This is a genomic window from Janibacter sp. FSL W8-0316, from assembly GCF_038004165.1.
Lineage (GTDB): Bacteria > Actinomycetota > Actinomycetes > Actinomycetales > Dermatophilaceae > Janibacter > Janibacter indicus.
In genome coordinates this window covers 2,349,758-2,363,711 of record NZ_JBBOQX010000001.1, presented here as the reverse complement: position 1 = coordinate 2,363,711, position 13,954 = coordinate 2,349,758, and the positions used below count along the sequence as shown (strand labels likewise).

The following is a 13,954-nucleotide window of genomic DNA, read 5'->3' as shown; positions in this document are numbered from 1 at the left end:
CCCTTCGCCCGGCTGGCGGTCACCTCACGCGCCACACGAATATCGGGTCACCCGGAAAACTGCCCCTTCGCCAGGGTTTCAAACTCTTGCGAAGGGGCAGATTCTCGGGTCACCCGGAAATCATGAGGCGAAGGGGGGCACCCCTCACCCCCGCAGTCGCCGGCGAAGGGAGCCGGGCAGGCCGGCCACGGCGGCGACCCCGAGCGCGGTCTTGGGCTCGTAGCCCACGCGCCACAGACCACCGTGGGCCGCGGCCTCGCTGAAGAGCTCCTCCGGGTGCGCGCGCTGCGGGGTCTCCCGTACGAGGTCACGCACGAGCAGCGCCGCCATGAGCGGGCGCACGGTCTCGGGGCGGAAGACTTCGACCCCGAAGTGGTGGGCGCCGCCGTAGGCCGCGCCGAGCACGGGGTTCTTGGTCACCGAGCGGGTCCACGTCGCGGGCGCGACGTTGAAGGAGACGGTCTGGCCGGCTCCCTCGGCGGCGACACCCCGCCAGCGCTGCAGCCGCTTGGCGACCGCGTAGTTGGGCCCCTGCTGCGGCACGAGGACGTCGGCGATGCCGGACTCCCCCGCACGGGCGTCGCGGTAGGCCGGGGCGAAGAGCCGCCGGCGGCCCAGCGCGCGGGCCGGCGCCTGCACCCCCTTGAGCGCGAACCCCCGTGCGGCCCAACGGCGTCGGGACTCCTCGACGACCTCCGGCGGCACGACGAAGGCATCGGTCGGCGTCGCCAGCCAGGCGAGCGCGGTCCGCGCGTCGTCGTCGGTCAGCTCGCCCATGAGCAGGTCCATCGCGGCGCTCACCCGCACGTGCACCCCCGAGTCGGCGTAGGCGTGCATGCCGACGGCCAGCGGCTCGTCGCCGCGCACCCGGCGCACCCACTCCAGGACCTGGCCGGGCTGGTGGACGACGTCGGCGCCGGAGTCGCCCGCGGCGTCGACGGGGAAGGTCAGGGTGCCGGCACCTCGGCTGGCGAGACCCTTCTTGTAGCGCCAAGCACGGCTGCGCGGCAGATCGATGGCGAGCACGTCGGCGCCCCACGACAGCAGCGTCTCGAGCGGCCCCATCTCGGCGCCGGCCCCGACGAGCAGCGCGCGGTGGCCGGGCAGGGCGAGCCACTCCGGGTGGTCGATGACCTCACCGACCGCCTCGGCGAAGGAGGGCTCGACGAGCCCGGCGTCGACCCAGGCCCCGAGCTGACCGCGCAGCTCCTCACCGGCGAGCTCGCGACCGCCGACGGGGACGCGCAGCTCGGTGACCGGCTCGGCCGTGCCGCGGACGCTCTCGGTGCCGAAGGGGGCCGCCCCGGCGGGCATCTCCGCGTGCGCCTCGTCGAGGGGCACCTCGCTGCCGGCGTCGTCCACGAGGACCATCCTTCGGCGCATCGAGGCGAGCCCGTCGGCGGCGATCCGACTCGCGGCCTCGGGCGAGCGGGCGCTGGCGGCCGTGACGTCGTGGACGAGGTCGACGTAGTCGGTGCGCCACTCGCGGGCGCCGTCGATGCGCTCGGCGAGCGCGGGGTCGACGGCACGCACCGAGTCCGCGAGGACCCCCTTCGTCGTCGTGGTCGTCGACCGCTTGCCCTGGTCGTCGGCCGGGAAGTGCACACCCGCGGTGGTCTCGTCGCTCATGCCCTCATCCTGTGACGGCGATCACGTCAGATCAAATGCCGTCCACGAGGGACCGCACGACGCTCGCTGCGTCGGTCTCGGCGGTGAGCCGGTCGACACCCACCCCGGCGTAGAGCGGGGTGTAACCGGTGTCGCCGCGCTCCCGGCCGTCGGCGTGCTCGGCGCGGGCGGCGTCGGTCATCGCGTCCTCGTCACCGGCCCACCGCTGGACGAAGGGGGTGTCCACCGCCCGCCCGCCGAACTCCCGCGGCCACGCGAGGCCCTGCGCGACGTCGTGCACGCGCGAGTAGCGGGTGGCGTCGGCGGCGACGAGCGCGGCCCTGGCTGCGGGGGTGTTGTCCGCCTCGACGCAGGTGAGGAAGGGGGTGCCGCACCACACGCCGGCAGCGCCGGCACCCATGACGCGGGCGACGTCGGCGGCGGTCGTGATGCCGCCGGCAGCGAGCACCGGGCGTTCGGTCGCGGCCAGCGCCATCGCGAGCAGGTCGTCGGTGGCCACCTCGTCACGGCCGTGTCCGCCCCCTTCGCCACCGCGGGCGACGATGATGTCGGCGCGCGCCTCGATCGCCTGCTCGAGATCGGCCGCGTTGCCGACCTGGCAGGCGACGAGCAGGCCCCACTCGTGCAGGCGCCGGACGGGTTCGACGAGGTCGCCGAAGGAGACCGACACGAGCTTGGGCCGCGACAGGCCGGCGAGCGAGGTGATCGCGTCGATCTGCTCGTCGAGCTGCGGCACCCACGCCATGAGCCCGATGCCGAAGGGGGTGGCCCCCTCTCCCGCGAGCGCCGCCTGCTCGGCGATCCACTCCGGCGACGAGGTGCCGCGGGCGCCGATCATGCCGAGCCCGCCCGCCGCGGAGACGGCGTGCGCGAGGCGGCCGCCGGCGACGCCGGCCATGGGGGCGCTGATGATCGGGTGGGTCGTGCCGAGCAGGTCGGTGATGGCGATCATGTCCCTCATCATGCTCCGTGCACTCCTAGACTCCGGCCCATGACCCGACGCGCCGCCGCCCTCGCCGCCTCCGCCGTGCTCGCCCTCGCCGGGTGCGGCTCCGACGACGGGTCCGGTGACGGCGGGTCCTCCGGTGCCGAGACCACCGCGATCAGCGGCGAGACCGAGTGCCCGCCGGAGGGCGGCGCCGAGGTGCGGGCCACGAGCTTCGAGCAGGCGCCGCCGATGTGCATCGACGGGGCGAAGACCTACACGGCGACGATGACGACCGACGCCGGTGAGGTGACGATCGAGCTCGACGCGAAGCAGGCACCCGAGACGGTCAACAACTTCGTCGTCCTCGCGCGCTACAAGTACTACGACGGGCTGACCTTCCACCGGGTCATCAAGGACTTCATGGCGCAGGGCGGTGACCCCTCGGGCGACGGCAGCGGCGGGCCGGGCTACGAGTTCGACGACGAGCTGCCGGAGCAGGGCGACTACGAGATCGGGTCGGTCGCCATGGCCAATGCGGGCGCCAACACCAATGGCTCGCAGTTCTTCATCATCACCGGCGACGCGGGCGTGCAGCTGCCGCCGAGCTACAGCCTCTTCGGCAAGGTGACGCAGGGGATGGACGCCGTGGAGAAGATCGAGGCCGACGGGTCCGCCGACGACGGCGCCCCCGCCAAGGTGCACACCATCGAGAGCGTGACGATCGCGGAGAAGTAGGCCCCGGGCCGAGGACGGAGGAGCCGTGGACGACGTCCTCGTCGAGCGGGTGCTGCGGGCGGTCGAGCTCGTGCCCCGGGGCCGGGTCGTCTCCTACGGCGACCTCGCCGCCCTCGTCGGCACCGGCCCGCGCCAGGTCGGCTCGATCATGCGCGTCTACGGCAGCAACGTCACCTGGTGGCGGGTGACCAATGCGTCGGGCGACCTGCCCTCGCACCTGAGGCAGGCGGCCTTCGTCGAGTGGGCGGTCGAGGGCATCGAGGTCAAGCCCAATGCGCTCGGCTGCCGGATCCGTGACCACCGGGCAGATCTGGAGGCGCTGGCCGCCGCGTGGGAGGCCGCGGTCGCCGACCTGGGGTGAGCGGGGCGCGCGAGCCGATGTATGAGAGTGAGTCCCAGCGCACCGAGGTACCTCAACCGAAGGGAGTCAGCCGCGCTGGTGCCGCATCTGCTCCAGCGCCAGGGCGGCCACCGCGCCGAGCACGAGGACCGCGGCGGGCAGGAGCAGCGACTCGGCGAAGGCGGACGACAGCGCCTCGGCGACCTGCGGGGGCAGGGCTGCGGGACCGGCGGCGGCGCTCCCTTCGCCCGAGCCGAAGCGCTCGGCCGCCTGCGGGCCGAGGTGGGAGGCGATGCGCGCGGACATGAGCGCCGCGATGGCCGCGGACCCGATGACCGAGCCGACCTGGCGGGTCGTGTTGTAGATGCCCGAGCCGGCGCCGGCGAGGTGGATCGGCAGGTTGCGGTTGGCCGTCGTCGCGAGCGGGCCCCAGATGCAGGCACCGGTGACGCCGATGAAGGTCATCGCGACGCACACCGCGACGATCGACGAGTCGGGGGTCATGAGGCGCGAGAGGACGAAGAGCGTCACGGCAAAGCCGCCCAGGCCCAGCGTCGGCAGCACCCGCGGGTGGATCCGGTCGACGAGCTGGCCGACCGGCCGGGCGAGCGCGATCGACGCGATGGCCTGCGGGGCCATGAGCAGCGCCGCTTCGGTCGGCGTGTAGCCACGCACGCTCTGCAGCCACACGAGTAGCGGGAACATCATCGCCGTCACCGACAGGCCCATCGTCGTGATCGCGAGGTTGGACAGCGAGAAGTTGCGGTCGCGGAAGAGCCCGAGCGGCACGAGCGGCTCGGCCGGCCCCCGCGCCTGCCACACGACGAAGCCGACGAGCACGAGCACCCCGGCGCCGATGAGCATCGGGACGGTGAGCGGACCGACGATCTGACCCCAGTCGTGGCCTTCGCCCTCCTGCAGGCCGAAGATCACGAGGAAGAGCCCGACCGCCGACAGGCCGACGCCGACCCAGTCCATCTGGTGCGCGTGCTGCTGCAGCCGCGGCACGAGCCGGGCCGCGGCGACGAAGCCGATGATCCCGACGGGCACGTTGATGAAGAAGATCCACTCCCAGCCGACCGAGTCGAGGAGCAGGCCGCCGAGCAGCGGGCCGACGAGGAAGGCGACGCCGGCGGTCGCACCCCACAGCGCCATCGCGGACCCGCGCCGCGCGGGCGGGAAGGTGCGGGTGATGACGGCCATCGTCTGCGGGGTCATCATCGACGCACCGAGGCCCTGGACGACGCGTGCGCCGATGAGCCAGCCGATGGTCGGGGCAAGCCCGCAGGCGAGCGAGGCGAGGGTGAAGATCGCCAGGCCGGTGAGGTAGAGCCGCTTGGGCCCGAAGCGGTCGCCGAAGCGCCCGGTGATGAGCAGCGGCACCGCGTAGGCGAGCAGGTAGGCGCTCGTCACCCACAGCACCGGCTCGATGCCCGTGTCGAAGGACTCCATGAGCGCCGGCGTCGCGATCGAGACGATCGAGACGTCGACGAGGATCATGAAGAAGCCGACGACCAGGGCCCACAGCGCCGGCCACGGGTTGTCGGGAAACTCGTCGTCGCTGAGCACGGGCGCCTGGCCCGCCTGGGTCGTCATGGGGCCGACGCTACGCCTCGGGCCCGACAGTCCCGCGACCATCTCGTCGGACCTCGTCAGTCCTCGGCCGCCGCGAGTTCCGCAGCGAGCTCGGCCCAACGATCGCTGAGCTCGTTGAGCTCGGCCATGATCTCCTGCTTGCGTCGGGGGTTGTGGGCAAAGAGTCGCTCGTCGAGCTTCGCCCGCGCCGCCCGGGTGCGCTTGAGCTCCGATTCACCGAGCGCGGTGATCTGCACGACCTTGCGCCGCCCCGACGACGAGATCGCCCGGCTCAGCTCGCCCATCGGCCTCGACCTCGGCGCCCGGACGCCCGAGGAGACGGCCGTGACGATCGCCGCGGAGATCATCTCGCTGCGCTGGGGCGGCGCGGGGTCACGGCTGTCGGACCGGGGCGGCCCGATCCACCACACTCACGCCTGAGGCCGGTCGACGTCCTGCCCGGTCGCGAGGTCGGCGCACTCGACGGTCTCGGCGTCGCGCCGCCGCAGGTAGTCCGCGGCCCCACGGTCGCCGTGGAGCTCGGCGACGAGCGGCGCCCAGTGGTCGCGGCCGAGGAGCACCGGGTGACCGGGCCTCCCGGAGTAGACCGCCCGCCGAAGGGCGCCACTCCCCACCTCTCCCCCGAGCAGCCGCTGCGCCACCGCCGCGGTGACGTCCGGCAGGTCGACGAGGTGGACCAGGGCGGCATCGGCCCCACCCTCGCCGAGCACACGCAAGCCATGACGAAGGGAGTGACCCACCCCCTTCGCCCAGTCCGGGCAGTGCGTCCACGAGGTGCGTGGCAGGTCAAGCTCCGCCTGCTCCCCGCTCGCCCCCAGCACGACGAGCGTTGCGGCACAACCCCCTTCGTCGAGGACCGACACCGCCCGGGCCAGCCACGAGGTGCCGTCGGGGTCGCTGACGAGGGCCTTGGGCCGGCCCATCCGACGACCGGCGCCGGCGGCGAGGAGGAGTCCGTGGACGAGGGCCATGAGGTCAGCCTAGGCCTCGAGACTCGGGCGCGAACGTCCTCGCACCGCCCACGCGGAACGCGGGTCCCGGACCACCAATGAGGCTGCATTCCCCCGGGGGAATGCAGCCTCAGGTGCGCATTGCCGTATGGCAATGCGGACTCCTTGACCGGGTACTGAACACGGGTTTAGCCTGCTGAACATGAGTTCAGTCGACGATCGCACCGGGCGGGCGCGGGTGCGCGATGCCGCGCTCGAGCTCTTCGCCGAGCGCGGCGAGGACGCCGTGACAGTGCGGCAGATCGCCGAGCGGGCCGAGGTGTCGCCGGCACTCGTGGTCCACCACTTCGGGTCCAAGGCCGGGCTGCGCGCGGCGGTGGTCGAGCACGTGCGCGCCTGGATGGACGAGCTCTTCGACCTGTCGACCGACACCGATCTCGCCGCCGACATGCAGGCCGCCGAGTGGTCGTCCATCGGCGAGATGCTCCAGCAGGCGCTGCCGGAGGGCTCCCCGATCGTGCCCTACCTACGCCGCCTCCTCATGAGTGGCGACCCGCTCGCGACCGAGCTACTCACCGCATGGCACCGGCGCACCGTCGAGGTCTTCCGCGTCTGGGACGCCGCGGGCAAGCTCGAGGCCGGGCCCGACCCCGAGATGCGCGCCGCGCTGGCCATGTCCTCCGACCTCGGCACCCTCTTCCTCGCCGACCACTGGCGCCAGATCCTCGGCGTCGACCCGATGCGCGGCGAGGGCCTCGTCCGCTGGGCCGACGAAGCGATGCGCTTCTATGCGGCAATCTTGCCCACACCCGATACAGCCGCAGACGGCGACATCGGGACCACACCCCCTTCGTCCGAGGAGCCCTCGTGAGCGACGTCATCCGCACCCGCGACCTGCGCAAGACCTACGGCAGCACCCACGCCCTCGACGGCCTCGACCTCACCGTCGGGCAGGGCGAGGTGCACGGCTTCCTCGGCCCCAACGGTGCCGGCAAGTCGACGACGATCCGCGTCCTGCTCGGCCTGACCCGGGCCGACGGCGGCGAGGTGAGCGTGCTCGGTGGCGACCCCTGGCACGACGCCGTCGAGCTGCACCGCCGCCTGGCCTACGTGCCCGCCGGCGTCACCCTCTGGCCCGGCCTGACCGGCGGCCAGTGCATCGACGTCCTCGGGCGGGCGCACGGCGGCCTCGACGAAGGGCGTCGCCGTGATCTCGTCGAGCGCTTCGACCTCGACACCCGCAAGCGCACCCGCGACTACTCCACGGGCAACAAGCAGAAGGTCTCGCTCATCTCCGCCCTGGCCGCCGACGTCGACCTGCTGCTGCTCGACGAGCCGACCTCCGGCCTCGACCCGCTCATGGAGCAGGTCTTCCAGGAGGTCGTCCGCGAGCGCGTCGCCGGCGGCACGACCGTGCTGCTCTCGAGCCACATCCTCGGCGAGGTCGAGGCGCTCGCCGACCGGGTGAGCATCATCCGCGCCGGCCGCACGGTGACGACCGGCACGCTGGCCGACCTGCGCCGCAGTACGAGCAGCCGGGTCCACGCGGTCACCGACTCCTCCCCCGGGCTCACCGGGCTCGACGGCGTCACCGCCCTGGACGAAGGGAGTGTCGACGGCCGCGTCGAGACCCGCTGCCACGTCGAGGCGCACGCCGTCTCCGACGTCGTCGGGCGGCTGCACGCCGCGGGCGTGCACACCCTGACGATCCAGCCGCCGAGCCTGGACGACCTCTTCCTCGAGCAGTACCGGGGTGACCCGGCTTCGAGGCTCGCTGGCGCTCGCACCTCAGCCAGCGACGGAGCGGGGAGTGAGCAGCGATGAGCGCGCTCAGCATCGCGGGGGTGGGGACCAGCCTGCGGGTGCAGTGGCGCACCGGGTGGAAGGTCGTGCTCGCCTGGGTCCTCGGCCTCACCGCGGTCGTGCTGCTCACGACGACCTCGATCACCGGCCTCTACGACACCCCCGACAAGCTGCGCTCCTACGCCGAGACCACGGCGGGCCCCGGCATGCGGGTGCTCAACGGCGACGTCGCCGGCACCGACACCCTCGGCGGGGTCCTCGTCAACGAGCTCGGCTTCGTCGTCGCCTTCGCCATCCCGCTCCTCGCGACCGCGCTGACCGTCCGCGGCACCCGTCGCGAGGAGGAGGCCGGGCGGCTCGAGCTGCTCCTCGCCTCCCGCGTGGGGCGACAGGCACCGCTCGTCGCGGCGATCGGTCTCGCCCTGGCCGCCCTCGTGGGTGTCGGGGTGCTCTCGGCCCTGGCCTTCCTCGCCGCCGACGCCGACCCCACCGGTTCCCTCGTCTACGGCGCGGCCCTCGCCTGCCTCGGCGCGGTCCACGTCGGGGTCGCCGCCGTCGCTGCCCAGGCCTTCGGGCACGGGCGCACCGTCTGGGCGGCGAGCCTGGCGGTCGCCCTGGTCTCCTACCTCGTCCGTGGCGTCGGCGCCGTCGACAGCACGTGGGTGCTGTGGCTCAGCCCGCTCGGCTGGTACGACGAGGTGGCGGCCTTCGGGGAGACGCGAGCGCTCCCCTTCGTCCTGAGCCTGGCCACCGCCGCGCTGCTCATCGCCGCCGCCCTCCGCCTCTCGACCCGCCGCGACGTCGGCGGCTCCCTCGTCGCCGCCCGCACCGGGCCGCGCCGGGCGAGCGCCGGGCTCGTCGCACCCCTGGGGCTCGCGCTGCGCGAGCACCGCACGGTGACGCTCGGCTGGGCGGTGCTCGTCGCCGTGCTCATGGGCACCTACGGCTCGCTCATGCAGACGGTCATCGACGCCATCACCGGCAACCCCGACCTCGAGGTGTGGATCGGCGGGGACACGAGCAGCATCGTCGAGCCGATGGCCGCGATGTTCGTCCTGCTGCTGTCGATGCTCGTCGGCGGCTACGTGCTCCAGTCGCTCGGGTCGCTGCGCAGCGAGGAGATCTCCGGGCGCCTCGAGCTGCAGCTCAGCGAGGCCCGCAGCCGGACCGCCTGGCTGGCCCCGCACCTGCTCGTCGTCGCCGGCGGGACGCTCGTCGTCGGCGCCGCCGGCGCCATCGCCCTCGCGGTGAGCACCGCTGCGGCACTGGGCGACTCGTCATGGGTGCCCACCCTCCTCACGGCCGCCGCCCAGCACCTGCCGGTCATGCTCCTGCTCGGCGGGCTCTCGCTCGCCCTCTTCGGCTGGGTCCCGCGGTGGCAGCCGGCCGTCTGGGCGGTCTTCGCCGTGGCGGCGGTCATCGGCTACATGGGCCCGGGGCTCGACCTACCTGCGGGGCTGGTTGAGTGGGCTCCCTTCGGTCTCGTCGGCACTGTCCCGGCGGAGGCGGTCGACGTCACCGGGTCGCTCGCCGCCGGGGTCGGCGGGCTGGCCCTCGCTGTGCTCGGCGTCATCGGCTTCCGCCGCCGGGACGTCCCGCACCGCTGACGGGTCCTTGCCCGACCGCTCCTCGCTCACGCGGTCCTCGCCGGACCGGTCCGAGCCCTGCGCGGAGGGGCCCCCTGCGCCCCTCCGCGCACGCTCGGCGTCCTGGTCCTGGCGGCGCCGGATCTCGGCCCGGGCCAGGAAGAGGCCGGCGAGGATCGGGAGGATGTACTTCGCGTGGTCGAGGATCCAGACGAGCCACCCGGGCGCGGTCCAGTCCGGCCACGGGATCGCGGGCAGGTCGAGCGACGGCCACGGGATCGACGGCAGGTCCCAGTCGGGCCACGGGATCGACGGCAGGTCCAAGTCCGGCCACGGGATCGACACGACGAAGCGAGCCGCGAGCGCGGCGAGCAGGATCGGGATGACGACCTTGCCCACCCCGGCCGCGACGTGCCGGGCGGCGTAGAGCCGCGGCCTGGCCCGCATCCGGTCCTCACGCACCGCGGCCGGCGACCCCGGCTCGGGCACGAGGTCGAGGCCGCCGACGCCGACCTGGGCCTTGGCCTCCGCCGCCGAGCGGTCTCCCTCGAACCACGTCGCGCGGACCGGCTTGCTCAGGGTGGTGAAGCGAGCGCGGACGGCGCCGACCTCGTCGGCGAGCTCGTGGTCCTCGTCGGCGACGAGGTAGAGGTTGTCGGCCGTGGAGGACTTCGCGGTGGCCAGCTCCTCGTCGTCGACCCACCACGTCGCCGAGTTGCTCCACCCGTCGCCGACGGAGGTCTCGACACGGTGCCGACGCCCGTCGATGACCATCTCGTAGACCTGACTGCCTCCCATGACGACGAGCCTACGAAGACGCCGGCGGGCAGCACATCGGCCGAAGGTCGCTCCCTTCGTCAGCCTTTGGGACGGGATCGGTCAGCGCCGGTGCGCCTCCCCCGGCCGCGGCCACAGCGGCCCTAGGTTGCTGGGGAAACCGACTCCGAGGTGCCCCGTGAAGATCAACAACGACCCGGTCTACGTCAAGCGACGCCGCGTCGCCCTGGCCGTGCTCATCGTCGTGCTCATCGTCCTCGTCGTGTGCATCGGCCGGCTCGTCGGCGGCGACGAGACCGCCTCTGCCGGCACGCCCCAGCAGGCGGCGGCCCCCGCGAAGCGCGCGGCCCCGGCCAAGGTCGAAAAGGCGGCGCCCGCGGTCAAGCCGGCGCAGAAGCAGGGCAAGGAGGCCGCACCCGCCGACTCCTCGATGGTGCGCATCCAGCGGCTCACCGGCGCCATGACGCCCAAGTCGGTCGTCGCCTCGCCCACGGGTCACGTCTTCGCGCAGAACATGATGTACAGCCACTCGGTCACCGCGCTCACCCCCGACGGCGCCATCGAGAAGACGATCTCGGACGCGGTGAAGCTCTCCGATTTCGGGGTCAAGGGCCACCCGGGCACGAGCAAGGGCGCGCCGGTCGAGATGGCCTTCAGCCCCGACGGCAAGACCGCGTGGGTGAGCAATTACGCGATGTACGGCGAGGGATTCTCCCCCGAGGGTGCCGACGCGTGCACCGGCCCCGAGGGCATCTCCGACAGCTACCTCTACAAGATCGACACCGACAGCCTGGAGATCAAGGACGTCATCCAGGTCGGCGCCGTGCCCAAGTACGTCGCGGCGACCCACGACGGCAGCAAGGTGCTGGTCACCAACTGGTGCTCCATGGACCTCGACGTCGTCGACACGGCGAAGGGAGAGGTCGTCACCACGATCCCCATCGACGGCAAGCACCCCCGCGGCATCGCCATCACGCCCGACGACAAGGTCGCCTTCGTCGCCGTCATGGGCTCGGACAAGACGGTCCGGGTCGACCTCGAGTCCGGCAAGACCAGCGACTTCGCCGCGACCGGCGACGGCCCGCGTCACCTGCTCGTCTCGCCCGACGGCTCGAAGCTCTACATCTCCAACAACGGCGCGGGTACCGTGAGCGAGGTGGACGCCACGACCGGCAAGACCCTGCGCGAGGTGCAGGTCGGGTCCGAGCCGCGCTCGATGGCGATCAGCCCCGACGGCGGCGCGATCTACGTCGGCAACTACGGCAGCAGCACGGTGAGCAAGATCCGGACCGAGGACTTCGAGGTCGTGCAGACCGAGAAGACCGACGCGCTGCCCATCGGCATCACCTACGAGCCCACGAAGAAGCGCGTGTGGGTCGCCAGCTACGGCGGCTCGATCATCGTCTTCGACGACTCGCGGACGGTGTGAGGACCGCGCCATGAGGGCCGCGCTCGTCCTCAACCCCTCGAAGGAGGGCTGGGAGCGCGCGCTCGAGGCGGTGGTCGCCGCGGCCCAGGCGGCCGGCTGGCCGGACCCCGACGTCCACCTGACGACCCGCGACGACTGCGGTCACGGCCAGGCCGCGGCAGCGGTGGCGGCGGGCGCCGAGCTCGTCGTCGCGGCCGGCGGCGACGGCACCGTGCGACACGTCGCCCACGCCCTCGGCGGCACCGGGGTCGACCTGGGCATCGTGCCGATCGGCACGGCCAACCTCCTCGCCCACAACCTCGACCTGCCGCGCACCGTCGAGGGGGCCGTCGAGGTCGCGCTGACCGGCCGCGCCCGACCCGTGGACCTGGGCATCGCGCGGGTCGACGACGAGGCGAGGGACCTCCCCTTCGTCGTGCTGGCGGGGATGGGCCACGACGCGGCGACGGTGGCGGCGACCAACCCGACGCTCAAGGAGCGCATCGGCTGGCCGGCCTATGTCGCGCCGGCGGCGGTCAAGGCGCTGCGGCGCCCGGTGCCGGTGACGGTCCGTCACGACGACGGCGAGGCCGAGCACCTGCGGGTGTGGAGCGTCCTCGCCGCCAACTGCGAACGGGTGCGGGCCGGCGTGCGGATCGCGCCGGGCGGGCTCGTCGACGACGGACTCTTCGACGTGCTCGAGGTGACGGTGCGACGTCCCGGGCAGTGGCTCGGCGTCGCGGCGAAGGGGGTCTTCCGTCTGCCCGGTGACGTCGCCGGCCTGGCGACCCGCGCCTCGCGTGAGGTCGAGGTGACGAGTGAGCAGCCGCTGCACGTCCAGCTCGACGGTGACGTGGTCGGCCCGGCCCGGCGACTGCACGTGCGCTGCGAGGAGCACGCGCTGGCGATCCGCGTGGCGGGCTGAGCACCAGTGCCCGCGGGCAGCGGGCCCCCAGCGACAAAGTCCTTCGTCCTCGCGTGGTCCCGTCGTTCTCGACTTCGGCTTGACGCTGCGCCAACCCGCCTGGCCGTCCGCTCTGATGCGCAGCCACCCCCCCTTCATCCTGCGGCAGGTAGGGTCGGGCGACATGAACCCGGGTTCAGGACAGGAGCGGCGATGAGTGCAGGAGCGGTGCGTGAGGAGGACGCCTTCGACGTGGCGCGGGTGAGCGCGTGGCTGCGCGAGCACGGCGACCCGCAGGTCGTCAGGGCGCTGGAGGGCGAGCCGCAGGTGCGGCAGTTCGACTCCGGGGCGTCCAACCTCACCTACGAGCTGCGGTGGCCCACAATGGCGCTCGTGCTGCGCCGCCCACCCCACGGGGCCCTCGGCGGCAGCGCGCACAACATGCACCGCGAGCACGACCTGCAGGCGGCGCTGCACCCCGTCTTCCCCCACGTGCCGCGGATGGTCGGGCTGTGCACGGACCCCGAGGTCCTCGGCAGCGACTTCTACGTCATGGACAAGCTCGAAGGCACGATCCTCGGCCGCGACCTGCCCGATGGCGTCACCCTCACCCCCGAGCAGGCCACCGCCCTGTGCGAGGCCGCGCTGGCGACGCTCGTCGAGCTGCACGAGGTCGACGTCACCGCCGTGCCGCAGCTCGCGGCCCTCGACCGCGGCGACGGCTACGTCCACCGCCAGGTCGAAGGGTGGTCCTTCCGCTATCGCGCAGCGGCGACCGACGACGTCCCGGACTTCGAGGACGTCATGGCCTGGCTGTCCGAGCACGAGCCGGCCGATCGGCCACATGCCTTGATCCACAACGACTTCCGCCTCGACAACCTCGTCCTCGACGCCGCTGACCTGACACGCGTCGTCGGGGTCCTCGACTGGGAGCTCGCGACCGTCGGCGACCCGCTCATGGACCTCGGTGGGGCACTGGCCTACTGGGCCCAGGCCGACGACGACGCGACGATGCGCTCCCTTCGCCTGCAGCCGACGCACCTGCCGGGCATGCTCACCCGCGCCGAGATCGTCGAGCGCTACTGCGCCGCACGGGGACTTGAGGTGAGCGAGCGCGAATGGGCCTTCTACGAGGTCTTCGGCCTCTTCCGGCTCGCGGGCATCGCCCAGCAGATCTACGCCCGCTACGTCTCCGGTGCCACGACCAACCCGCGCTTCGCGGCCTTCGGCCCGATGGTCACCTACCTCGACGCCCGCTGCCGCGCCCTCATCGGCTGATCCCCCTTCGCCCCACGACC

At 73.0% G+C, this 13,954-nt stretch carries 13 protein-coding genes and 1 pseudogene; 9 read left to right on the top strand and 5 right to left on the bottom strand.

Annotated features, from left to right (window positions below):
- Positions 1-144: 144 nt before the first annotated feature.
- A complete protein-coding gene (locus tag NYE39_RS11585; RefSeq protein WP_341012758.1) occupies positions 145-1,629 on the bottom strand; it encodes a hypothetical protein in 1,485 nt (494 codons plus the stop codon).
- Positions 1,630-1,660: 31 nt separating this feature from the next.
- Positions 1,661-2,581, bottom strand: a complete 921-nt coding sequence (locus NYE39_RS11580; protein WP_341012757.1) for an NAD(P)H-dependent flavin oxidoreductase — start codon at positions 2,579-2,581, stop codon at positions 1,661-1,663.
- A gap of 39 nt (positions 2,582-2,620) precedes the next feature.
- Here NYE39_RS11580 and NYE39_RS11575 point away from each other — a divergent pair, with 39 nt between their 5' ends.
- A complete protein-coding gene (locus NYE39_RS11575) occupies positions 2,621-3,292 on the top strand; it encodes a peptidylprolyl isomerase (protein ID WP_341012756.1) in 672 nt (223 codons plus the stop codon).
- A gap of 25 nt (positions 3,293-3,317) precedes the next feature.
- Complete coding sequence (locus NYE39_RS11570; RefSeq protein WP_341012755.1) at positions 3,318-3,653, top strand: MGMT family protein; 336 nt, start codon at positions 3,318-3,320, stop codon at positions 3,651-3,653.
- Between the two features lie 66 nt (positions 3,654-3,719).
- Here the strand turns inward: NYE39_RS11570 and NYE39_RS11565 are convergent, their stop codons facing one another.
- On the bottom strand, positions 3,720-5,228 hold the full coding sequence (locus NYE39_RS11565) for a DHA2 family efflux MFS transporter permease subunit (RefSeq protein ID WP_341012754.1): 1,509 nt from the start codon (positions 5,226-5,228) through the stop codon (positions 3,720-3,722).
- Positions 5,229-5,284: 56 nt separating this feature from the next.
- Entirely contained in the window at positions 5,285-5,464 is a 180-nt protein-coding gene (locus NYE39_RS11560) for a hypothetical protein (protein ID WP_072623379.1), read from the bottom strand.
- Positions 5,465-5,480: 16 nt separating this feature from the next.
- Between NYE39_RS11560 and NYE39_RS11555 the strand changes: the two are divergent.
- Positions 5,481-5,648 (top strand): annotated as a pseudogene (locus NYE39_RS11555) (XdhC family protein); the annotation flags it as partial.
- On the opposite strand, the gene NYE39_RS11550 reads toward NYE39_RS11555, so the two are convergent.
- Complete coding sequence (locus NYE39_RS11550) at positions 5,639-6,199, bottom strand: nucleotidyltransferase family protein (protein ID WP_341012753.1); 561 nt, start codon at positions 6,197-6,199, stop codon at positions 5,639-5,641. The pseudogene NYE39_RS11555 and the gene NYE39_RS11550 sit on opposite strands and share 10 nt — an antisense overlap.
- A gap of 181 nt (positions 6,200-6,380) precedes the next feature.
- Between NYE39_RS11550 and NYE39_RS11545 the strand changes: the two genes are divergently transcribed.
- The 6 genes from NYE39_RS11545 to NYE39_RS11520 all read left to right on the top strand — a co-directional run bounded on the left by NYE39_RS11545 (position 6,381) and on the right by NYE39_RS11520 (position 13,934).
- Positions 6,381-7,049, top strand: a complete 669-nt coding sequence (locus NYE39_RS11545) for a TetR/AcrR family transcriptional regulator (protein WP_341012752.1) — start codon at positions 6,381-6,383, stop codon at positions 7,047-7,049.
- A complete protein-coding gene (locus NYE39_RS11540) occupies positions 7,046-8,002 on the top strand; it encodes an ABC transporter ATP-binding protein (RefSeq protein WP_341012751.1) in 957 nt (318 codons plus the stop codon). Before NYE39_RS11545 ends, NYE39_RS11540 begins: the two co-directional genes overlap by 4 nt.
- Positions 7,999-9,588 (top strand): ABC transporter permease, encoded by a 1,590-nt coding sequence (locus tag NYE39_RS11535; RefSeq protein ID WP_341012750.1) that lies wholly within the window; start codon positions 7,999-8,001, stop codon positions 9,586-9,588. Before NYE39_RS11540 ends, NYE39_RS11535 begins: the two co-directional genes overlap by 4 nt.
- A gap of 934 nt (positions 9,589-10,522) precedes the next feature.
- The gene (locus tag NYE39_RS11530) at positions 10,523-11,773 is read left to right on the top strand and encodes a beta-propeller fold lactonase family protein (protein ID WP_341012749.1); all 1,251 of its coding nucleotides are present in this window, start codon (positions 10,523-10,525) and stop codon (positions 11,771-11,773) included.
- A 10-nt stretch (positions 11,774-11,783) separates the two neighbouring features.
- Positions 11,784-12,677: a diacylglycerol/lipid kinase family protein gene (locus tag NYE39_RS11525; RefSeq protein WP_341012748.1), complete on the top strand. Its 894-nt coding sequence runs from the start codon at positions 11,784-11,786 to the stop codon at positions 12,675-12,677.
- 192 nt (positions 12,678-12,869) lie between these two features.
- A complete protein-coding gene (locus NYE39_RS11520; RefSeq protein ID WP_341012747.1) occupies positions 12,870-13,934 on the top strand; it encodes a phosphotransferase family protein in 1,065 nt (354 codons plus the stop codon).
- Positions 13,935-13,954: the final 20 nt, after the last annotated feature.